Origin of the sequence: Thalassolituus alkanivorans (assembly GCF_020447205.1) — a bacterium.
Lineage (GTDB): Bacteria > Pseudomonadota > Gammaproteobacteria > Pseudomonadales > Oceanobacteraceae > Venatoribacter > Venatoribacter alkanivorans.
This window is the reverse complement of the sequence record NZ_JAJAEL010000007.1, coordinates 28,309-48,203: the sequence shown is the minus strand read 5'-3', so window position 1 is coordinate 48,203 and position 19,895 is coordinate 28,309. Positions and strand designations below refer to the sequence as shown.

Genomic DNA, 19,895 nt, shown 5'->3' with positions numbered 1-19,895 from the left:
AAAAAAAAGCGGGCAAGGCCCGCTTTCTTTTGTGAACAGCTTACATGTTCGGATAGTTCGGACCGCCAGCACCTTCCGGGGTTACCCAGGTGATGTTCTGAGACGGATCTTTAATATCACAGGTTTTGCAGTGAACACAGTTTTGTGAGTTGATCTGGAAGCGCTTGCCGTTTTCGTCTTCCACAATCTCGTACACACCGGCAGGGCAGTAGCGCTGCGCAGGCTCATCCCACTTAGGCAGGTTAACGCTCAGCGGAATGGAAGCGTCTTTCAGCTTCAGGTGGCACGGCTGATCTTCGGCGTGGTTTACGTTACCGATGAAGACGGAATCCAGTTTGGCGAACGAAATTTTGCCATCCGGTTTCGGATAGTTAATTTTCGCGCATTCTGCTGCTGGCTTCAGGGTTGCATAATCCGGCGTGGTGTCATGCAGGGTGACCGGAATCGGGAAGATGTTCTGGTCAATGAAGTTGAAAGCAGCGCCGCCGAACATGCCGAACTTATGCATTGCCGGGCCGAAGTTGCGGCTGCGGTGCAGTTCCTGGTAAGCCCATGAAGCTTCGAAGGCAGCCGTGAATTCAGTTACTTCATCGTTGGCACGACCAGCCTGAATAGCCTTGAACAGCTCTTCAGCAGCCACCAGGCCGCTCTTCATGGCGGTGTGTGTGCCTTTGATCTTGGCAAAGTTCAGGGTGCCGGCATCACAACCAACCACCAGGCCGCCCTGGAAGGTCATCTTAGGCAGGCAGTTCAGACCGCCTTTGGTGATTGCGCGGGCGCCATAGGAAACGCGCTTGCCGCCTTCCAGATACTGCTTGATCACCGGATGGTGCTTCATGCGCTGGAATTCATCGAAAGGGCTTACGTGAGGGTTGCTGTACGACAGGTCGGTGATCAGGCCAACCACTACCTGGTTGTTTTCAGCGTGGTACAGGAAGAAGCCACCGGATGAGGCGGATTCATTCAGCGGCCAGCCGGCGCCGTGCAGTACCAGACCTTCCTGATGCTTGGCAGGATCAATGTCCCACAGCTCTTTAATACCGATACCGTAGTGTTGTGGATCTTTGCCTTCGTCCAGTTTGAACTCGGCGATCAGGCGCTTGCCCAGGTGGCCGCGGCAGCCTTCAGCAAATACGGTGTATTTGGCACGCAGTTCCATGCCTGGTACGTACTCATCTTTTGGCTGGCCGTCATGACCTACGCCCATGTCGCCGGTCACGATGCCTTTAATGGCGCCGTCTTCGACGATGTACTCGGCGGCGGTAAAGCCCGGGTAGATTTCTACACCGAGGTTTTCAGCCTGCTCAGCCAGCCAGCGACATACATTGCCCAGAGATACGATGTAGTTGCCATCGTTGTGCATCGGCTTAGGGATGGCCCAGTGTGGAGTCTTGATCGACTTCTCATCGCTGGTCAGGAAGTAAACTTCATCACCTTTAACAGGCACATTGAGCGGGGCGCCCATTTCTTTCCAGTCAGGGAACAATTCGGCCAGGGCGCGGTCTTCGATAACCGCACCGGACAGGATATGAGCGCCAACTTCGGAGCCTTTCTCAACCAGACAAACAGACAGTTCCTGTCCGGCGGCTTCGGCTAATTGCTTGATACGACATGCGGTTGACAGGCCGGCAGGGCCGCCGCCAACGATCACTACATCGTATTCCATTACTTCACGTTGCATATTGATCTCCTCGAAATGAGCTGGGAGCTACTGAGCTATCACGGACTCTGGTGCACTGAATAATTGTGCCCGGCGATTGTTTTGCCATGCCAGGCGGGCCATATAAAGGTGCCTGCCTGAGAGTCAAAATGGCCGCCATTATACGTTGGGTTAAACACTAGGCAACTGATTTGACAGGAAAATAGCCTGAATGCCCCGGTCTTTGTGGGCTTCAGCAATGCTGCTATTGACGCTCGCGGTAAACATCCGAATAATGTGGCGCGCTGGAAAGGGCTCCTGATATGACTGTGTCATCCTGTCGGCGTGGTAATTTTGCCCTTTATTCATCCACCAAGTTAAATACGAGGAATCTATGAAGGTTCTTGTCGCTGTTAAACGCGTAATCGATTACAACGTAAAGGTTCGCGTCAAGCCAGATAACTCAGATGTTGATCTGACCAACGTTAAAATGGCTATGAACCCATTCTGTGAAATCGCAGTGGAAGAAGCGGTACGTCTGAAAGAAAAAGGCGTCGCTACTGAAGTGGTTGTGGTTTCTATCGGCCCTAAAGTGGCTCAGGAACAGATCCGTACTGCTCTGGCACTGGGTGCCGATCGTGGCATCTTGATCGAGACTGAAGAAAAATTGGAGTCTCTGACCGTTGCCAAACTGCTGAAAGCCGTTGTGGAAAAAGAACAGCCTCAACTGGTACTGATGGGCAAGCAAACCATCGACAGCGACAACAACCAGACCGGCCAGATGCTGGGCGCACTGACCAATATGGCTCAGGGTACTTTCGCTTCTGAAGTGGCCGTTGATGGCGACAAAGTAAACGTGACCCGTGAAATCGACGGTGGTCTGCGTACTGTTGCTCTGAAACTGCCTGCCATCGTAACGACCGATCTGCGTCTGAACGAGCCTCGCTACGCTTCTCTGCCAAACATCATGAAAGCCAAGCGCAAGCCTCTGGATGTAACTACTCCTGCAGATCTGGGTGTGGCTATGACCTCCACTCTGTCTCTGGTTAAAGTTACTCCACCGGCCGAGCGTCAGGCTGGCATTAAAGTCGGCAGCGTTGAAGAGCTGGTCGAAAAACTGAAGAACGAAGCCAAAGTGCTGTAAGAGAGGATTGTGTAATGGCTATTTTAGTAATCGCAGAGCACGATAACGCTACTCTGAAAGGCGCAACCCTGAACGTTGTAACTGCTGCTGCCGCTATCGGTGGTGATGTGGTTGTTCTGGTTGCCGGCAGCAACTGTGGTGCCGCTGCTGAAGCTGCTGCCAAAGTGGCTGGCGTGAGCAAGGTTCTGGTTGCAGACAATGCAGCCTATGAATATCAGCTGGCTGAAAACATGGGTGAGCTGGTTGCCGAACTGGGCAAAGAATACAGCCACATCCTGGCTGCAGCGACCACAACTGGTAAAGACTTCCTGCCACGCGCAGCGGCTCTGCTGGATGTGAACATGCTGTCTGAAGTGACTGCTGTTGTTGATGCAGACACCTTCTCCCGTCCTATTTATGCCGGTAACGCCATCGCGACCGTTAAATCTTCTGACAGCATCAAGGTGATGACTGTGCGTGGTACTGCGTTTGACGCAGCTGCGGCTGAAGGTGGCTCTGCGGCGGTTGAGACTGTTGCTGCTGTTAAAGATGCAGGCCTGTCTGCTTTTGTTGGTGAAGAGCTGGCTAAGTCTGACCGTCCTGAGCTGACCGGTGCCAAGATCGTTGTATCTGGTGGTCGTGGCATGCAGAACGGCGACAACTTCGAGATGCTGTACAAAGTGGCCGACAAAATCGGTGCTGCTGTTGGTGCATCCCGTGCAGCGGTTGACGCTGGTTTCGTACCTAACGACATGCAGGTTGGTCAGACCGGTAAGATCGTTGCTCCGGATCTGTACATCGCCGTTGGTATTTCCGGCGCGATCCAGCATCTGGCTGGTATGAAGGACTCTAAAGTCATTGTTGCTATCAACAAAGACGAAGAAGCTCCAATCTTCCAGGTGGCTGATTACGGCCTGGTTGCAGACCTGTTCGACGCAGTGCCTGCGCTGGAAAATGCTCTGTAATATCAGTAGCTTAGAAAAACCCGGCCAAGGCCGGGTTTTTTTATGTCATTGAGTTGTCATTTTTCCGTAATAAGGTAACGTACTGTCGGTTTACGAAGTTACGAATAAGGAAATAACCTTGAATATTACGGTAGTAGGGACGGGTTACGTTGGTCTGGTAACCGGCGCGTGTTTTGCCGAAATGGGCAACAGCGTTACCTGCGTAGATACAGATGAAGCCAAGGTTCATCAGCTCAAGGAAGGCATTATCCCGATTTACGAACCAGGCCTGGAGGCCATCGTACGGGAAAACAGCAAGGCCGGACGTCTGCTGTTCAACACCTCTTTATCCCAGGCAATGCAGCAATCTGCGTTGTACTTTATCGCAGTCGGCACGCCTCCGGGTGAAAACGGCTCGGCGGATCTTACCTATGTTCTGGATGTGGCCCGCGAAATTGGCCGCAATCTTCAGGGTTATGCCATTGTTGTGAACAAATCGACCGTGCCGGTTGGTACGGCAGAGAAAGTGCGCGATGCCATCCGCGCCGAGTTGAATGCCCGCGGCGCAGATATTGAGTTTGACGTGGTCTCCAATCCGGAATTTCTGAAGGAGGGCGCAGCCATTGATGACTTTATGCGCCCGGACCGGATTATTATCGGCGTTGATTCAGATCGTGCGCGTGAGCAAATGGCTGAGCTGTACCACAGTTTCTCCCGTAATCATGACAAACTGATGTTTATGGGTATCCGCGATGCGGAGCTGACCAAATATGCCGCCAACGCCATGCTGGCAACCAAAATTTCCTTTATGAATGAAGTCGCCAATCTGGCCGAGCGTATGGGCGTTGATATCGAAAATGTGCGCAAAGGCATCGGTTCTGACAGCCGTATCGGCTACTCCTTTATTTATCCGGGCTGCGGCTATGGCGGCTCCTGTTTTCCGAAGGATGTACAGGCCCTGATTCATATGGGTGACGAATTTAACTTCGACACCCGTATTTTGCGTGCCGTGGAAGACCGCAATCAGGCACAGAAGCAGCGCCTGTTTGAAAAACTGCAGCAGCGTTTTGGCGAAGATATGAGTGGCCGCACCATTGGTGTCTGGGGTTTGGCATTTAAACCCGGTACCGATGATATGCGCGAAGCCAGTTCTGTTGCTCTGATCAATCGTCTGGTCGCCGCTGGCGCGGTCGTGCGTGCCTATGACCCGGTGGCTATGGATGAGGCGCGCCGCTGGTTTGCGCCGCAACTGTTTGAGCAGGGGCAGATAGTGTTCTGTGATCACCAATACGATGCGCTGGCCGATGCGGATGCCATGGTGCTGGTTACTGAGTGGAAGCCGTTTCGCCAGCCTGACTTTAACGCCATGAAAAAACTGCTGAAACACCCCATTATCATCGACGGCCGGAACCAGTACGATCCTTATGCGCTCAAAGCGCAGGGCTTTGACTATGCCGGTATCGGACGCGACTTAGGCTAATTATGACCGCAGTAATATCAGAACATCCGGCAGCAGAATCCGGAACCGGTATGCCGCAGGGGCAGCATCAGGCCACCAGCCTGGCAACCCGCCTGCCTTTTGGCTTTGCCAAGCGTTTTGGCGTGGTTGTGGAAGGCGGGCAGGAACAGCTGGTGCTGATCCATAAAGAAGGCATTAGTGTTGATGTCATTATGGAGGTGCAGCGTTTTCTGGCCGCGCCATTCCGGCTGGAAGCCGTCAGTAAAGAAGAATTTGAACGGCGCCTTGGGCTCGCTTATCAGAGCGATTCCTCTGAAACCATGGAAATGGTTGAAGGTCTGGGTGACGAAATGGATCTGGCCAGTCTGGCCGATTCCGTTCCGGAAACCGAAGATTTGCTGGAGCAGGAGGGTGATGCCCCCATTATCCGTCTGATCAACGCTCTGTTGACCGAGGCGGTAAAAGAAAATGCCTCGGATATTCACGTTGAAACCTATGAAAAGCGTCTGGTTGTGCGCTTCCGCGTCGATGGCGTACTGCGCGAAGTGGTACAACCCAAGCGCGCACTGTCGGCGCTGCTGATTTCCCGTATTAAGGTAATGGCCAAGCTGGATATTGCCGAGAAGCGTGTGCCGCAGGATGGACGTATTGCACTGCGCATCGGTGGTCGTGAAGTGGATGTGCGGGTGTCGACCATGCCGTCCAGCTTTGGCGAGCGGGTGGTGATGCGTCTGCTGGATAAACAGGCTGGACGCCTGAGCCTGTCACAGCTGGGTATGGCCGATCGTGATCTGCGCACCATGCGCAATATCATCAGCAAGCCGCACGGTATTATTCTGGTTACCGGCCCGACTGGTTCCGGTAAAACCACAACGCTGTACGGCGCGCTGAGCGATCTGAATGATACAAGCCGCAACATTCTGACTGTCGAAGATCCGATTGAGTACAGCCTGCCTGGTATTGGCCAGACGCAGGTAAATACCAAGGTTGAGATGACCTTTGCCAAAGGCCTGCGCGCCATTCTGCGTCAGGACCCGGACGTGGTGATGATCGGTGAGATCCGTGACCTGGAAACGGTAGAAATCGCTATTCAGGCCTCATTAACCGGTCACCTCGTGCTTTCCACGCTGCACACCAATACCGCGATCGGTGCCGTTACCCGTTTGCAGGATATGGGCGTTGAGCCGTTTCTGCTGTCGTCCAGTCTGATTGGCGTGATCGCCCAGCGTCTGGTGCGGGTGTTATGCAATGACTGCAAGATTGAAGCGGTCGCCGATGCCAGTGAGTGCGAGCTGCTGGGCGTTGATGCCGCCAATCCGCCGACCATTTACCATGCCAAAGGCTGCGATAAGTGCAATCAGCTCGGTTATCGCGGCCGTCAGGGTATTTACGAGATCATCGAAGTCGATGAGAAAATGAAAACCCTGATTCATGACCGCTCGGGCGAACAAACCATGGAACAGCATGCGCGCACGCTGGGGCCAAGTATTCGTCAGGATGGCATTCGCAAAGTACTGGGTGGCAGTACCACCATTGAAGAGCTGCTGCGGGTGGCGAAAGGTTAACCATGGCAGCATTTGAATATCAGGCCATCGACGGCCGCGGCAAGCAGCAGAAGGGCGTATTGGAGGCGGACAGTGCCCGCCAGGTGCGCCAACAGCTGCGTGACAAGGGCTGGACGCCACTGGCCGTTGAACAGACCGCCCAGAAACAGAAAAAAGACAGCCTGTTTGAGCGTCAGCCGAGTTTGTCGGTGCCTGAGCTGGCGCTGATTACCCGTCAGCTGGCAACACTTATTCAGGCTGGCCTGCCGATTGATGAGTCGCTGCGGGCGCTGTCAGAGCAAACCGGTAAACAGCGCATTAAAGCTATGATTCTGGCAATTCGCGCCAAGGTTCTTGAAGGTTACACACTGGCTAAAGCGCTGGCCGAATACCCCAAGGCTTTCCCGCATCTGTACCGTTCAACCGTCAGTGCCGGCGAGCATGCCGGCCATCTGGATGGCGTGCTTAATCGTCTGGCGGACTACACCGAAGCCCGCCAAGCGGCCGATCAGAAGATCAAGCTCGCAGCCATGTATCCGGTGATTCTGACCATTGTGGCTATTGGTATCGTAGTGGGTCTGCTCACTTACGTTGTGCCGGATATCGTTGATGTGTTTGTGAAAAACGGTCAGGAGCTGCCCGGCCTGACGCAATTCATGCTCGATCTGAGCCACTTTATTACCGCCTGGGGGATGTATACCCTGATCGCCATTATTGTCGGGATGATTGCATTCGGTCGTGCCCTGAAAAGCCCGGCTTTCCGTAAGCGTTACCACCATTTTCTGCTGCGGGTGCCGGGTTTGCGCGGTTTTGTCAAAGATGCCAATACCGCCCGCTTTGGCAGTACGCTGGCGATTCTGACCACCAGCGGTGTGCCTCTGGTGGACGCCATGCGCATTGCCAGTCAGGTGGTGACCAATATGCCGATTCAGCAGTCTCTGACTCAGGCAACCGTCACCGTCAGTGAGGGTGGTAGCCTGCATAAAGCTCTGGCCGAAACCGGCTATTTCCCGCCGATTATGCTGCATATGATTGCCAGTGGTGAAAACAGTGGTGAGCTGGACAGTATGCTGGCGCGAACCGCACAGCAGCAGGAAACGTCGCTGGAAAATACGGTGTCAGCACTGGTTAAGATTTTTGAGCCCGTCATGCTGCTGGTGATGGGTGGTATTGTGGCAACAATTGTCGCGGCAATTATGTTGCCGATTCTTGAATTACAAAAAATGGTTCAGTAGGAGAACGGAATGAAATCAATGCGTAACGCGAACCGCCAACAGGGTTTTACATTACTGGAAGTGATGGTTGTACTGGCGATTATCGGCGGCATTATGGCGCTGGTTGCGACCAATATTATCGGCTCCGCCGGTGATGCCCGGATTAAAACCACCAAAAGCCAGATCAAGCTGATCGAAAACGCACTGGATCTGTACAAGCTGGACAATTTTACTTATCCAACCACCGAGCAGGGCCTGGAAGCGCTGGTGAAAAAACCAAGCAGCTCCCCTGAGCCTAAAAACTACAAATCCGGTGGCTACCTGAAGGGGAATAACGTACCGACTGACTCCTGGGGTAATGAGTTTATGTACTTCCTTGATAAAGGGCAGTACGAAATCGTCTCACTCGGTGCCGACGGTCAGGAAGGCGGCGAAGAAGAGAATGCCGACATCAGCAGTCTGGATCACTGATGCGTAAGCAGCTTCAGCGGGGTTTTACCCTGCTGGAGGTGATGGTGGTGCTGGCCATTGTTGGTGGCCTGCTTGCCATGGCAACCCTGAGCAGTGGTGATCGCCAGGCTCAGGATGAGACCACTCAGTTTGCCCATCACCTCAGCAACCTGTTTTCAGCCTATCGGCAAGAGGCGGTATTTCAGAATATCGACCTCGGTGTTGCTATGGATAAGCAGGCGCTGCAGCTGCTGAGCTTTCAGGATGTTAACAGCCAGGAATTCAGCGCCAATAAAACCCGGGAAGAGCTTGATAAGCTCAGTAAAAACCCCTGGCAGGCCTACAGTGGCAGTCTGAAATCCCAGCTTGAAGCTCCCGAGCATGTTTTTATTGCGCTGAATGTCGAAGGGCAGGAGGTTGATTTTGACAGTCTGCTGGATGAAGAGGATGGCGCAAAACCTGCGCTGATGTTTCTTTCTTCTGACGAATACACGCCTTATCTGCTGACACTGACCCACGATAGCGACGATCACTTTCAGGTTCTGATCCGTGGTGATGGTTTCGGGGCGCCGCTGATCAAGGTGGAAACCTATGAAAACTGAACGCAATCAGCGTGGCTTTACCCTGATTGAGGTAATGATCGCCCTGACCGTATTTGTCGCCATTGCCGCTACGATGAGTGAAACCGCCAGTCAGAGTGTCGGTAGTCTGCTGCATCTGCAGGATAAAACCCTGGCGTCTTTTGTTGCCGATAACCGCATGGTGGAGCTGCGCCTTAATGGCCTGCCGCCAGTGGGGGAAAATAATGATCAGGTCGATATGGCTGACCGTGAGTGGAAGGTGTTCACCAAGGTTGAAAAAACAGAATTTCCGGACACGCACCGGGTGACCGTATCGGTGGCGGATATGCAGCATAAAGACAGCAACCTGATCACGCTGGTCAGCATTATGAGCAAATACTGATGCGGCCATTGTCAGCGGTAAAAGGCTTCACCCTGCTTGAAGTTCTGATCGCGGTTTCCATTACCGCCATGATCGGTGTCGCATCCACGCAATTATTAAGCAACGTGATCGACTCAAAACAGGCCAGCGAAGTGCGTTCAGAGCAGCTGGTCAGTCTGCAGCGTTTTAATATGGTTGCCAGCCGCGATCTGGAACAGTTTATCAACCGCAGTATCCGCGACGCATACGGTGATGCACAGGCATCGCTGCTGCTTGATAGTGGCGACTTTCCGCTGGAATTTACCCGCGCCGGTTGGCGTAATTCTCCGGTCAGTACCGATCCGCGGGCCGAGCTGCAGCGCGTTGCTTACCGCCTTGAAGCCATCGACAGCGAAGTTTGCGAGCCGGCGCTGCAGCGCCTGCAATCCTGGGGTGTGACTGAGCCTGAGCACGATTGCCTGGTGCGCTATTTCTGGCCGGTGCTGGACCGGGCCAGTGACTCTGTACCGCAGGCACAGGTCGTGCTGGAGCAGGTGGAGCGTCTGGAGATTGACCTGCTGGTGCAGCAGGAACGCAAGGCAAGTGACGGGCAGAGTGCAGAGATCAGTGGCCGGGACTGGTATACCGCCTGGCCGGCGCTGCAGAGTGGCAGTGATGAGGAGCGGCCATTAGCAATCCGCTGGCGACTGACGCTGCCGGCGCTGGGCGAGATTGAGCGCCAGTGGCTGCTGTCCTGGGGAGCTGATTCATAATGCGCAGCCTGCAGAGATCTGAGCGTGGCCTCGCGCTGATTACCGTTTTACTGATTTTTGCCATTGTCTCTATGCTGGCGGTGGCGATGATTGATCGCCAGTCAACCGATGTGCAGCGCAGTGGCACCATGCTTGCCCTGCAGCAGGCGCGTTCGTATGTGTTTGGCGCTGAGCAGGCGGTAAAAACCGGTCTGTACCTTGATTGGAAAAACGACAAGGAAATCGATCACCGCTATGAAGAGTGGGCGCAGGAGCGCACCTTCCCATTATCCCCCGGGCTGGCGCGCATCAATATCGCCGATGCGATGGGGCGTTTTAATCTGAACAGTCTGAGTGTGGCGGCCAGCAATAAAGCGACGCAGAAGATCCGCTTCAGTAACCTGCTTAACCTGCTTGGGCTGGATGTCACCCTGGCCGATACCCTGGCACGCTGGATGGATGAATCCAGTCAGGATGATGACCGCTATCAGGGCATGGAACCTCCCTATAAGGCTGCGTATCAGGGGTGCAAACACCCCTCTGAGCTGCTGTTGCTGGAGGGAATGGATATGGTCAGCTTCCGCAAGCTTGAGCCCTATGTGGTCTGTCTGCCTATCACTGCACAGCTGAATGTGAACACGGCCAGTGCGATGGTGCTGGCCTCTCTTGATGCCGGTCTGTCACTGGCCGATGGTGAGGCGATTGTCAGTGCCCGTGGTGATAAGGGCTTTAAGACAGTTGATGACTTCTGGAGTCTCAGTCAGGTTGAGCCATTTACTAAAACGGATAACGGCGGTAACGCGGGCGAAGGTGAAGCGCCGGTAACAAAGGCCCGCTGGGATAAAACCGACTTCAGTGTAAAATCCGAATATTTTGAAACCTTTATCCGGGTTGAGCTGGGTGACCGTATCGCCACTGGCGAAATACTTATTAAACGTGACAACGGTGATGGTCGGATGACCACACTGTACAGAGATTACTCCCGCCGCGAAGCGAAGCGGGAGCCCGAAACCACCCAACCTGGCATGACGCAATAAGGTGTAGTGCATGGAAACCGCTAAGGCCATAAAAACGATAAAAGTGCAGTGGAACGCGATCAGCGGCCGCTGGACGGTAACTGCTCTGGATCAGATGGCCGCTGGTTCAGAGCAAGGCGTGCAATCGCTGGCATCCTGGGCTGAAGTTCAGGCGGATCTGACGCCGGTACGTCTGATTCTGTCAGCCTGTAACTACGCAACCCACTGGGTGTCTTTGCCGGGTGTCAGTAATCGTCATCTGGCCCGTGCCTTGCCCTATGCACTGGAAGAAGGGCTGATTGATGATCTGTCGGATTATCTGATTCTGCCCGCCGGCAGCGAAGGCAAAAAAGTCCGTGCTTATGTGGTTGGCAATGACCTGATTGAGCGCCTGCTGGAAGAATGCGAGCTGCATCACCTGCAGGTGCGTGAGCTGATTCCTGAAACCCAGCTGCTGCCACAGGATGTTCCTGTGATGCTGCGCCAGGGTCAGGGTTGGGCTATGCGTATTCCGGGGGTATTTGAAGGCTGGGTGACTGACAGTGCAATGACCCCGGTGCTGGAATCATTGTTTGATCATGGTGATGAAGAACAGTCTGCGCAGCAGGTTACCGGCCTGCAGATTATGGCCGCGCAGCTGGATCAGGCGCAGTTGTTGAAAACCACGCTGGAAAGCAGTTTTGCCGGGGTTTTTGCCGAGATAGAACTGCTCGCCAATGATGGCAACCAACTGCGACAGCAACGTCTGCAGGGCAAGCTAACCAATTTGCTGACCGGGCGTTTTCAGGTGCGCGAAGTCGCTGAAGATCGCCCGCCTGTGTGGTGGCGTGGTCTCGCGGCCGTCGCTGCGGTTTGGCTGGTTGCTGCCACGCTGTACCTGTTTATCGATAACTACACGCTGAAGCAACAGTCGCAGCAGGTGCGGGCGGAAGCCATCAGTCTTTATAAAACCCTGTTTCCGGGTGAGCGTATCCGCTCGCTGGAGCGTCAGATCAAAACCAAGCTTGATGGTGGTGACAACAGTGACGGCGCAGGCTTTATTGGCACAACCAGTGTGCTGGCGCGGGTGTATGCCGCCCAAGGGCTGCAAAAGCAGGTGCAGCTGATGTCATTGCGTTTTAATGACCGCCTGCAGGAGCTGGTTGTTGAGGTGCGCGCCAGTAACCTGAATGAATTACAGACGCTGCGTGCGGCGCTGGAAAAAGAAGGTCTGGTTGCGGAGGTGGCGTCGGCTACCAACGATAAGGACGGAGTTAAGGGTCGCATTAAGATCGGAGGTTCAGCATGAACGAACGCCTTCAGTTAATTCAGGGGCAGCTGCAGGCGCAGTTGCAGAGCAATAAGGCCGTACAAGCGGCGCAGCACTGGTATCAGGCGCTGCCATCCCGCGATCGGCTGGTTGTTAAGGCGATTGCCGCTTTGCTGGTGCTGGCGCTGATTTTTGTGATGATTTATGCACCGTTGATCCGCGGCCAGAAAGCCGCCGCACTGAGTCTGGAAAAGAATCTGGCGACCTACAATCTGCTGGCAGAAAACGCTCACCGCTTTGGCGGGGCAGCAACCTCCGCCTCCGATGCGCCGATTCTGGCGACCGTCACCCAGCAGGCGAAGAAAGCTGGCATTGTGCTCAGTCGCTACGAACAGGATGGCAAAGGCCTGCGCGTCTGGGTGGAGAAGGCTGTCTTTGACGATGCCATCACCTGGCTGGAAGGGATGCAGTCCCGGCACGGCATTCGTGTCAGCCAGATCACTATTGATCGTACCGACCGTTCCGGTCTGGTCGACATCCGCGCCACACTGACTCCCTGAGTCAGACTTGAGTAACGGGCAGGGGAATATTATGAATTACGATTTTGAATTGCTGGTGATTGGTGCGGGCTCCGGCGGCGTACGTGCATCGCGCATGGCGGCAGCGCGTGGCGTTAAAGTCGCCGTGGTTGAAAACCGCTATCTGGGCGGTACCTGTGTAAACGTTGGCTGTGTGCCGAAGAAGATTTTTGTCTACGCCTCGGAGTATGCCGAGAAGTTTGAAGAAGCCCGCGGCTTTGGTGTTAACGGCCAGCTGGAAAACTTTGACTGGCCCACGCTCCGTGATAATAAAACCAGTGAAATCAAACGCTTGAATGGCATTTATAATAATTTACTGGAAAATTCCGGCGTTGGAATCCTGCACGGCACAGCCAGCATTATCGACCCTCACCGGGTAAAAGTCGGCGAGCAGGAGTTCACCGCTGAGAAGATTCTGGTCGCCACCGGTGGCTGGCCTTTCAAGCCTGATATTCCCGGTGCCGAGCTGGCCATTACCTCAAATGAAGCCTTCTATCTGGACGAATTCCCCAAGCGTGTGGTTGTCGTTGGTGGCGGCTATATTGCCGTGGAATTTGCCGGAATCTTCAACGGCCTGGGTGCTGAGGCTCACCTGCTGTATCGCGGCGAGCAGATCCTGCGCGGTTTTGATGAAGGTGTGCGCAACTTTGCTGCCAGTCAGATCGCCCATAAAGGCGTTCGCATCCATACCCAGACCGATATCCGCCGCATCGAACGGCTGGCCGATGGCAGTCTGCGCTGTCAGCTGAATAATGGTGATGCACTGGATGCCGATTGCGTCATGTATGCCACCGGCCGTAAACCGCTGACCGAAGGTTTAAACCTTGAGCAACAGGGTGTTGAGTTGCGTAACGATGGCAGTATTGTGGTGGATCATTTCTTCCGCACCGCAGTACCAAGCATTTACGCCCTGGGCGATGTGATCGGCACTCCGGCGCTGACACCGGTGGCGCTGGCGCAGGCAATGAAGCTGGTTGCCCACTGGTACGATGGTAACAACGAGCCGCTGAGCTATGACAGCATTCCGACGGCGGTCTTCTGCCAGCCGAATATTGCTACCGTAGGTCTTAGCGAAGAAGAGGCGCGGGAGCGTTTCGGCGACGATCTGCGTATCTATGAATCCGATTTCCGTCCGATGCGGCACACCATGTCCGGTCTTCCGGAACGTACCTTTATGAAACTGGTGGTACGCGCCAGCACCGATCAGGTGATTGGTGCCCATATGGTCGGGGCAGAGGCCGGGGAAATTATTCAGGGCATTGCCATCGCCATTAAGGCCGGGGCAACCAAGGCGATGTTTGACAGCACCATAGGCATTCATCCGACCGCTGCCGAAGAGTTCGTCACCATGCGTACTCCGCGCAGCTGATCGGCTCTGAATACGGCAACAAAAAAGCCGGTACTGTGTTCAGTACCGGCTTTTTTGTGTGCGCCATATTGCCCGGCGGCGCTGCTGTATACGCAGCACTTTTATAGGCGCCGTGTTTAGCCGCAGAACACCAGACGCACGCTGTCGAGCGCCAGTTGCGACTGGGTAATGGCATCCAGCACCGCGTCGCGCTCACGCTTAACATCGGCCACTAACAATGGCGAAATATTCGGGTTCTGCTCGCTCAGGGCATTCAGACGCTCAAGGCGGGCGGCAAAGGCTTCTGTGGCTTTGCTGCTGGCGCGATCAACCATCTTGCTCAGCTGGGCGCTGCCCATTTTCTCCAGCTTATGGATCAGCGGCTGCACGGCTTCTGTTTTCTGCTCGACCAGACCGCGTGCGGTGCCACGCTTCAGCGGCAGTACAAAGGCCGGCAGCTCGCCATCGTTAACCTTCAGCTCACCGGCAGGAGTCATCATCAGGTGCATGGCATTGGGTGGCAGGTAGCGTTCAACGGCCAGTGCTTTCGGCGCCGGGCAGCGGGCGACAAACTGCAGTTCGATAAAGCAGTCACCGGTACGGAAATCGTGATCTTCGATATAGCCGGCGCTGGCGTTACCGGCCGGGCCGCTGGTGATCAGCTCCAGTGCCTGATCCACAAACGGGTGTTCCCAGCTCAGGAATTGCACGTCGTCGCGGGCGAGGGCGATATCACGGCGGGTGGTGGCCATAAAGCCGTCTTCCGGCAGATGCGGCATATCCGGCACCAGCATATGGTCACCCGGTGCGATGGTAATGCAGTCGCCACCGAGATCGATCAGTTCCAGACCAAAGGCATCGGCGAACAGCTCAAGGAAGTCGTTCAGCTCGGCTTCGTCTTCGATATGGGTGATGGTCATGTCTTTCGCCAGACGACGGGCACGCTGCGGATGGCAGGAATGCAGCTCCAGCAGACGATCACGGCCTTCTTCCAGACTGGCCAGCAGCTCATCGCGTTCCGCTGCCAGCTGACGGGTCAGATCATCCAACCCTTCGCCACTGATCAGTGCCTGCTCAATGGCAGTGCGGTGTTTTTCCAGCAGCGGCTGGGCTGCCGGGTTCGGACGGCTGAACAGGTCGATGCCGGCGTGCAGCAATTGCGCCCAGCGGCCGCTGATGTGATCGCTGAAGGCCGGAATGTAGATTTTGATATCTTCCGCCTGACCGATACGGTCCAGACGGCCAATGCGCTGCTCAATCAGGTCGCAGTTAAACGGCAGATCAAACAGCACCAGATGATGGGCGAACTGGAAGTTACGGCCTTCGGAGCCGATTTCTGAACACAGAAGAATACGTGCGCCTTGCTCATGATCGGCAAAATAAGCCGCCGCCCGGTCACGCTCGACCAGATCCATATGCTCGTGGAACACCGCCACCTGAATGCCGCAGGTTTCCCACAGCCAGGCTTCCAGATCGAGAACCGTCTGCGCGGCATGGCAGATCAGCACGATCTTGTCTTTACCGGTGCTGGCCAGAATGTTCAGCAGCCAGTCGGTGCGGGCATCATCATCGCACCAGCCGGTAACGCCCCGTTCAGGATGCAGATCAGCCAGCGTCGGCGTCAGGTCATCACTTTGCGGTGCCGGCAGGGCGGTCAGTTGTGGCAGGCGTTGCGGGAAGCCGCTCACGCCATGACGGGTGTTACGGTACAGCGCACGGCCCGGGCCGTGACGGTCAATCAGGGTTTCCAGCAGGCGGTTGCGCTGGGTGGCATCGCTGATGTCGGCCTTTGCATGATCCGGCAGCAGGCGGGCGAGGGTTGCCTGCTGCTCTGCTGACAGGTCATCGCTGCCTGCCAGTGCGGCGGCCAGATCCGCGACCGGCTGATAGGCCTGTTGTTCAGCCAGAAACTGCTGCAGGGACGGATAACGCTCAGGGTCGAGCAGGCGCAGGCGGGCATAGTGTCCCTGCACGCCCAGCTGCTCCGGCGTTGCCGTCAGCAGCAACAGGCCGTCGACCTGGCGCGACAGGGTTTCCACCAGTGCGTAGCCTTCGTCGAAACCATCTTCACTCCACTGCAGGTGGTGTGCCTCGTCGACGACCAGCATATCCCAGTCGGATGCACGGATCTGCGGCGCGATGGCTTCATGGGTAGCCAGTGACAGCGGGCAGAGGAATAACTGACCGGTGGCGAAGATGTCATCGTCGCCATCTTCGAGCATATCTTTGCTGACCAGTGAGAAACGCAGGTTAAAACGGCGGATCATTTCCACCAGCCACTGATGCAGCAGATGATCCGGCACCAGCACAAGGGCGCGCTGAATGCGCTGTTGCAGCAATAAACGATGCAGAATCAGGCCCGCCTCAATGGTTTTACCCAGGCCCACTTCGTCGGCCAGCAGTACGCGCGGAATAGAATCCTGAGTAACCTGTTCGGCAATATAGAGCTGATGCGGTAACAGGCTGGTACGGCCACCTAGTAAGCCGTAGAAAGGGCGCTGACGCAGTTTGCTCAGTTGCTGCAGCGCCATCTGGCGCAGCTCGTACAGATTGTTGTTGTCAATCTGACCGGAGAATAAACGATCGGTTGGCTGGTTTAACTGAATCTGGCCACTGAGGTGGATCTCAGAAATTTCGCGCTCACCGTCGCTGTAAAACACAATGCCGTCGATATCGGTAACGTCAGCGACGGTCAGGATGCTGCCATCCTGCAGCGGCAGCAGGTCGCCTTCTTTGAAGATTACACGGGTGAGCGGGGCGTTCTGGCGTGAATAGCTGCGCACATCGTCGATGGCCGGAAAATAGATAGTAACGACCCGGAAGTCGACATTTTGCACAAGACCGAGACCGAGGTCGGTTTCGGCCTCACTGATCCAACGCTGACCCACTGTATACATATAAGCTTAACCTGCAGATATTTTGACGTGACAAACAGAACCCGGCTGCAGCATGGCAGCCGGTAAAAACAGGCGCGCAGTCTAGCGCAAGGGGGCTTTAAATCCCACCGGCAATGGCACTTTACCGCGCTATAAACACGCTGGTTCGTGTTTACATTGTTGCTGTGGCTTCTTACGATAGGCCAGCGTCCGTGGTCAGACTCAACGAATGTTCAGACTCGCGCGGAAAACGCACACTGGAATCACATATAAGGACATTGACTATGGGTAAGACCCTGGCCTTGATTGTCGGCCTGCCGGTAATCGCCTCAGCCGCTGCCGCAGGCTACATCACCTATCAGAATATCGAACGCTATGATGCATTTACCCAGACGTCCCTGCGACAAGCGAACGACAGCCTTGCTGCCCAGGGGGTTGCGATACAACTGGAAGAAGTCAGCCGTGGATTGTTCGGTGCTACCCGTGAGGAGCTTTATCATGTTCGCCTGCTGGGTGAAGAACCCGCCGATCTGTTCAGTATCCGCCAGCAGGTAACCATTGAACCGCACCGTGCCTCAGGCACTTTTATGATCGATCCGCAGCAGGGACTCGCCGGCATGATGCTGCAACAGATACCGGAACTGCTGGCTGGCCAGCAGGGTGAGTGGCACCTGAATGGCGGCGATGACCGTATCTACGGTCGTTACCAGACCGGGGCCATCAAGATGACACTGCCTGATGGTGGCGCACTGGCTGTTGCACCACTGATCCTGCAGACGGAAACACGGCTTGATGAATCGGCGCGGGGAACGGCCAGGCTCAGTCTCGCCTCTGCCAGCCTGCAAGGCAGCACGCAGGGTGACGCCAATCTGCAGCAGCTGGAGCTCAGTGTTGTCAGCAGTCAGCGTAATGGTTCGCCCTTTATCGACAAGGCCAGCTACCGTATCGGTGCGCTTAATATCGACAGTCCGGCCATGAAAATAAAACTGAATAATCTGCAGACTGAGCAGGCCGCTCTGATTGATCGCGATACTCTGGCATCCCTCTCTACCCTGACATTCAGCAATTTGCGCGTCAGCTCCACCGACAAAGAACTGAACGTCGATTCCAGCAATCTGTCGCTGTACATCGATGGCGTCAGCTGGTCAGGCTACCGGCGCCTGCTGGAAAAAGTACAGAGTGCCGGCGATGATCAGGCTGCTATTGCCGGTCTGATGCTGAATGCAAACGAAGTGCTGAAGAATGGCGGCAGCCTGGCGCTGGAATCCTTTGAAACCGCGTTTATTTTTAACGACCTGAGTCCGGGTGGTATTGGTGCCAGTGGCGATCTGAAAGTAAACGGCAAGGTCAGACTGGACGCCGGTGATGCCGCCGGACTACCACAGGAACTGATGGCGCGTCTTAATGGTGAGTTGCAGATAAACCTGAGTCGCAGTCTGATGCAAAGTCCGCTGGCTGAGCACTTTATCAGTTTGCTGGACGCGGGAATGTTGCAGGATCAGGATGGGCGATTAGTCAGTCAGCTTAAACTGCAGCACGGACAGCTCAGCGCTAACGATATTGCTGTGGCTTTCTGAACGCCAAAACGCCATAACAAATCCGATTCAGTAGGGTTGTTATGGCGTCCCGCTTCCGGCATCCGCTCACTCCATAAACAGACCTCTGCGGATATTGTATTTCTTAATCATCTTGCCCAGTGCGCGCCGGTCTTTTCCGCACATCATGGCTGCACGGGTTACATTGCCATTCGCTTCATCCAGAATTCTGGTGAGATATTCCTTTTCAAAGCGCTCAACAAGCAGCCGCTTGTCGCGGCTGAAATTGTAATCACCTGCACCTATGCCGCATTGCCGGGTAAGAGGAAACTCATCCGCACCATTTTCTGCGTCAGGCTCCATGTCCGTCGTTATTGGAGATGGCACGAATGGTTCTGCGTGAATGTCGGTAGCAGGCATGTGCTGTATTTCGATGCGCCCGGAACCGGATAGCAGATATAAACGATGAATGGTGTTTTCCAGCTCGCGCACATTGCCTGGCCAGGATAATGTGGTCAGATGATCAATCAGCTCCGCCGGTGCGATCTTTTCTCCAAGCTCATACTGTTCAGCAAACTGTCGCAGAAAGTGACGTACAAGAACCGGAATATCATCTTTGCGATCCCGCAGGGCAGGCATATGAACCGTCAGAATGTGCAGCCGATAAAACAGATCCCGGCGAAAAAGTCCGGCTGCTATTTTTTCCTGAAGGTCGCAGTTGGCCGAGGCAATAAGGCGGACGTCGCACAGGTATGTTTTTTCTGAGCCAACCGGCCGGTACTCAGATTCCTGCAGTAAACGCAGCAGGGCAGCCTGTGATGTCAGTGACAGGCTATCAATCTCATCCAGAAACAGCGTTCCCCGTTCGGCCACGGCAAGTAATCCTTTCTTGTCCTGACGGGCGTCGGTGAATGCCCCTTTTTTGTGACCAAACACTTCACTGGCAAACAGGTCGGTTGTCAGTGTGGCGCAATTTACGGCTACAAAAGGGTGGCCAGAGCGGCTGCCGCAATAGTGAAGTCCCCGGGCCGCAAGCTCTTTTCCGGTTCCCGTTTCACCTGTGATCAGAACCGGCGCGTCATATTGTCCAAAGACTCTGATGCTATCCAGAGCCTTCTCCAGAGGTTTTGATTCTCCGGCAATGTTGACGATGCCCAGATAGAATTCGCCGGAGCTTTCATTACTCTGTCGTTCACCAGGAACCGATAGTGCAGGGTAGTCAGAGTATGGCGGCGCAGAAAATGAAC

The 19,895-nt window shown here is 55.0% G+C and carries 17 protein-coding genes; 14 read left to right on the top strand and 3 right to left on the bottom strand.

Annotated elements, in window-relative coordinates:
* Window positions 1-40: 40 nt before the first annotated feature.
* Window positions 41-1,681: an electron transfer flavoprotein-ubiquinone oxidoreductase gene (locus LGT44_RS04820; protein ID WP_145468685.1), complete on the bottom strand. Its 1,641-nt coding sequence runs from the start codon at window positions 1,679-1,681 to the stop codon at window positions 41-43.
* A 352-nt stretch (window positions 1,682-2,033) separates the two neighbouring features.
* Between LGT44_RS04820 and LGT44_RS04815 the strand changes: the two genes are divergently transcribed.
* The 13 genes from LGT44_RS04815 to gorA all read left to right on the top strand — a co-directional run bounded on the left by LGT44_RS04815 (window position 2,034) and on the right by gorA (window position 14,258).
* Window positions 2,034-2,783 carry an electron transfer flavoprotein subunit beta/FixA family protein gene (locus LGT44_RS04815; RefSeq protein ID WP_145468687.1) on the top strand — a complete coding sequence of 250 codons (750 nt, stop codon included), beginning with the start codon at window positions 2,034-2,036 and terminating at the stop codon, window positions 2,781-2,783.
* Between the two features lie 14 nt (window positions 2,784-2,797).
* Entirely contained in the window at window positions 2,798-3,727 is a 930-nt protein-coding gene (locus tag LGT44_RS04810) for an electron transfer flavoprotein subunit alpha/FixB family protein (RefSeq protein WP_145468689.1), read from the top strand.
* A gap of 118 nt (window positions 3,728-3,845) precedes the next feature.
* Window positions 3,846-5,186, top strand: coding sequence for a UDP-glucose dehydrogenase family protein (locus LGT44_RS04805; RefSeq protein WP_230332236.1), 1,341 nt, complete (start codon window positions 3,846-3,848; stop codon window positions 5,184-5,186).
* A 2-nt stretch (window positions 5,187-5,188) separates the two neighbouring features.
* Window positions 5,189-6,730: a type II secretion system ATPase GspE gene (gspE, locus tag LGT44_RS04800; RefSeq protein WP_145468693.1), complete on the top strand. Its 1,542-nt coding sequence runs from the start codon at window positions 5,189-5,191 to the stop codon at window positions 6,728-6,730.
* 2 nt (window positions 6,731-6,732) lie between these two features.
* Window positions 6,733-7,944 carry a type II secretion system inner membrane protein GspF gene (gene gspF / locus LGT44_RS04795; protein ID WP_230332235.1) on the top strand — a complete coding sequence of 404 codons (1,212 nt, stop codon included), beginning with the start codon at window positions 6,733-6,735 and terminating at the stop codon, window positions 7,942-7,944.
* 9 nt (window positions 7,945-7,953) lie between these two features.
* A complete protein-coding gene (gene gspG / locus LGT44_RS04790) occupies window positions 7,954-8,394 on the top strand; it encodes a type II secretion system major pseudopilin GspG (RefSeq protein ID WP_225692700.1) in 441 nt (146 codons plus the stop codon).
* Window positions 8,394-8,975, top strand: coding sequence for a type II secretion system minor pseudopilin GspH (gene gspH / locus LGT44_RS04785; protein WP_230332234.1), 582 nt, complete (start codon window positions 8,394-8,396; stop codon window positions 8,973-8,975). The genes gspG and gspH overlap by 1 nt, the downstream gene beginning before the upstream one ends.
* Complete coding sequence (gene gspI, locus LGT44_RS04780; protein ID WP_230332233.1) at window positions 8,965-9,336, top strand: type II secretion system minor pseudopilin GspI; 372 nt, start codon at window positions 8,965-8,967, stop codon at window positions 9,334-9,336. Before gspH ends, gspI begins: the two co-directional genes overlap by 11 nt.
* Window positions 9,336-10,067, top strand: a complete 732-nt coding sequence (gspJ, locus tag LGT44_RS04775) for a type II secretion system minor pseudopilin GspJ (protein ID WP_145468701.1) — start codon at window positions 9,336-9,338, stop codon at window positions 10,065-10,067. The genes gspI and gspJ overlap by 1 nt, the downstream gene beginning before the upstream one ends.
* On the top strand, window positions 10,067-11,083 hold the full coding sequence (gspK, locus tag LGT44_RS04770; protein WP_145468703.1) for a type II secretion system minor pseudopilin GspK: 1,017 nt from the start codon (window positions 10,067-10,069) through the stop codon (window positions 11,081-11,083). The genes gspJ and gspK overlap by 1 nt, the downstream gene beginning before the upstream one ends.
* Before the next feature lie 10 nt (window positions 11,084-11,093).
* Window positions 11,094-12,350, top strand: a complete 1,257-nt coding sequence (gene gspL / locus LGT44_RS04765; protein WP_230332232.1) for a type II secretion system protein GspL — start codon at window positions 11,094-11,096, stop codon at window positions 12,348-12,350.
* A complete protein-coding gene (gspM, locus tag LGT44_RS04760) occupies window positions 12,347-12,871 on the top strand; it encodes a type II secretion system protein GspM (protein WP_145468707.1) in 525 nt (174 codons plus the stop codon). Before gspL ends, gspM begins: the two co-directional genes overlap by 4 nt.
* Window positions 12,872-12,902: 31 nt before the next feature.
* Complete coding sequence (gene gorA / locus LGT44_RS04755; RefSeq protein ID WP_268866385.1) at window positions 12,903-14,258, top strand: glutathione-disulfide reductase; 1,356 nt, start codon at window positions 12,903-12,905, stop codon at window positions 14,256-14,258.
* 116 nt (window positions 14,259-14,374) lie between these two features.
* On the opposite strand, the gene rapA is transcribed toward gorA, so the two are convergent.
* On the bottom strand, window positions 14,375-17,134 hold the full coding sequence (gene rapA, locus LGT44_RS04750) for an RNA polymerase-associated protein RapA (protein ID WP_230332231.1): 2,760 nt from the start codon (window positions 17,132-17,134) through the stop codon (window positions 14,375-14,377).
* 263 nt (window positions 17,135-17,397) lie between these two features.
* Between rapA and LGT44_RS04745 the strand changes: the two genes are divergently transcribed.
* Window positions 17,398-18,690 carry a YdgA family protein gene (locus LGT44_RS04745; RefSeq protein ID WP_230332230.1) on the top strand — a complete coding sequence of 431 codons (1,293 nt, stop codon included), beginning with the start codon at window positions 17,398-17,400 and terminating at the stop codon, window positions 18,688-18,690.
* A 66-nt stretch (window positions 18,691-18,756) separates the two neighbouring features.
* Here LGT44_RS04745 and LGT44_RS04740 read toward each other — a convergent pair.
* On the bottom strand, window positions 18,757-19,895 hold a 1,139-nt coding region (locus LGT44_RS04740), incomplete at its 5' end, for a sigma 54-interacting transcriptional regulator (protein WP_230333534.1).

Bases quoted from the DNA above. Each gene is read 5' to 3' on its own strand.
- gspL (WP_230332232.1), top strand. From the start codon at position 11,094: ATGGAAACCGCTAAGGCCATAAAAACGATAAAAGTGCAGTGGAACGCG.
- gspH (WP_230332234.1), top strand. From the start codon at position 8,394: ATGCGTAAGCAGCTTCAGCGGGGTTTTACCCTGCTGGAGGTGATGGTG.
- LGT44_RS04820 (WP_145468685.1), bottom strand. From the start codon at position 1,681: ATGCAACGTGAAGTAATGGAATACGATGTAGTGATCGTTGGCGGCGGC.
- gspE (WP_145468693.1), top strand. From the start codon at position 5,189: ATGACCGCAGTAATATCAGAACATCCGGCAGCAGAATCCGGAACCGGT.
- gspM (WP_145468707.1), top strand. From the start codon at position 12,347: ATGAACGAACGCCTTCAGTTAATTCAGGGGCAGCTGCAGGCGCAGTTG.
- rapA (WP_230332231.1), bottom strand. From the start codon at position 17,134: ATGTATACAGTGGGTCAGCGTTGGATCAGTGAGGCCGAAACCGACCTC.
- LGT44_RS04815 (WP_145468687.1), top strand. From the start codon at position 2,034: ATGAAGGTTCTTGTCGCTGTTAAACGCGTAATCGATTACAACGTAAAG.
- LGT44_RS04745 (WP_230332230.1), top strand. From the start codon at position 17,398: ATGGGTAAGACCCTGGCCTTGATTGTCGGCCTGCCGGTAATCGCCTCA.
- gspF (WP_230332235.1), top strand. From the start codon at position 6,733: ATGGCAGCATTTGAATATCAGGCCATCGACGGCCGCGGCAAGCAGCAG.
- gspI (WP_230332233.1), top strand. From the start codon at position 8,965: ATGAAAACTGAACGCAATCAGCGTGGCTTTACCCTGATTGAGGTAATG.
- gorA (WP_268866385.1), top strand. From the start codon at position 12,903: ATGAATTACGATTTTGAATTGCTGGTGATTGGTGCGGGCTCCGGCGGC.
- gspJ (WP_145468701.1), top strand. From the start codon at position 9,336: ATGCGGCCATTGTCAGCGGTAAAAGGCTTCACCCTGCTTGAAGTTCTG.
- LGT44_RS04810 (WP_145468689.1), top strand. From the start codon at position 2,798: ATGGCTATTTTAGTAATCGCAGAGCACGATAACGCTACTCTGAAAGGC.
- gspG (WP_225692700.1), top strand. From the start codon at position 7,954: ATGAAATCAATGCGTAACGCGAACCGCCAACAGGGTTTTACATTACTG.
- gspK (WP_145468703.1), top strand. From the start codon at position 10,067: ATGCGCAGCCTGCAGAGATCTGAGCGTGGCCTCGCGCTGATTACCGTT.